The sequence below is a fragment of the Nostoc sp. CCY0012 genome, from assembly GCF_963920855.1.
Classification (GTDB): domain Bacteria; phylum Cyanobacteriota; class Cyanobacteriia; order Cyanobacteriales; family Nostocaceae; genus Cyanocohniella.
The window spans coordinates 1-1,015 of record NZ_CAWUDM010000245.1; the positions used below are offsets into that span (position 1 = coordinate 1).

Here is a 1,015-nt window from a genome sequence, read left to right on the forward strand (position 1 = left end):
GGGGTACAGGGAAAAAGGCTGCTGCTGACGGAAGCAAGTTTGAGATATACGAGAATAATTTACATAGCGAATATCATATCCGCTACGGTGGTTATGGTGGTATTGCTTATCACCATGTCTCTGATAAATATATTGCTTTGTTTACTCACTTTATCACCTGTGGTGTGTGGGAGGCTGTCTATATTTTGGATGGGTTGTTGAAAAATCTCTCAGATATTCAACCGGATACTTTGCACGCAGATACTCAAGGTCAATCTGGGCCTGTGTTTGCTATTTCCTATCTTCTTGGTATCAAATTGATGCCGCGTATCCGTAACTGGAAGGATTTAACTTTTGTTCGCCCCAGCGCAGATGTTACCTACAAGCATATCGAACCGTTGTTTAAGGGCGTGGTCAATTGGAATTTAATCAAGACTCATTGGTATGACATGATACGTGTAGTACTGTCAATTAAGGCTGGTAAAGTGATGCCTTCGACGCTTCTACGTAAGTTGGGTAGTTATAGTAAAAAAAATCGACTTTATCAAGCTTTTCTTGAGTTGGGTAAGGTAGTACGGACAATGTTTTTGCTCGACTATGTTTCTAATGTGGCTCTTCGGCATGAGATTACAGCGATAACCAATATTGTGGAGATGTACAATGCCTTTCTGGACTGGGTGTTTTTCGGTAAGCTGGGAGCCATTACTGAAAATGATCCTATTGAGCAGGAAAAGCGCTTGAAATATCTTGATTTGGTAGCAAGCGCAGTTATTTTACAGAATACGGTTGATATGTCGTTGGCTATCCAAACGTTAATGTCACAGGGAGAATTGATTCCCATGCGACACCTTGCAGCAATGAGTCCATACATAACAAGACATATCAAAAGATACGGTGATTATGTGGTGAATTTACATAATATTCCCCAACCATTGGAGGCTGCTATTAATCTTCCACCAGAAATCTTTGAAACGTAGATATAGCAACGGTTTCCAGACCATCTTGCAGGTTTTTACACGTATCTCGGCTCAATACC

At 40.9% G+C, this 1,015-nt stretch carries 1 protein-coding gene; it reads left to right on the forward strand.

Annotated elements, in window-relative coordinates; genetic code table 11:
• The coding region (locus ACM0OS_RS28960; protein ID WP_414546619.1) for a transposase at positions 1–956 on the forward strand (956 nt) is incomplete at its 5' end.
• Positions 957–1,015: the final 59 nt, after the last annotated feature.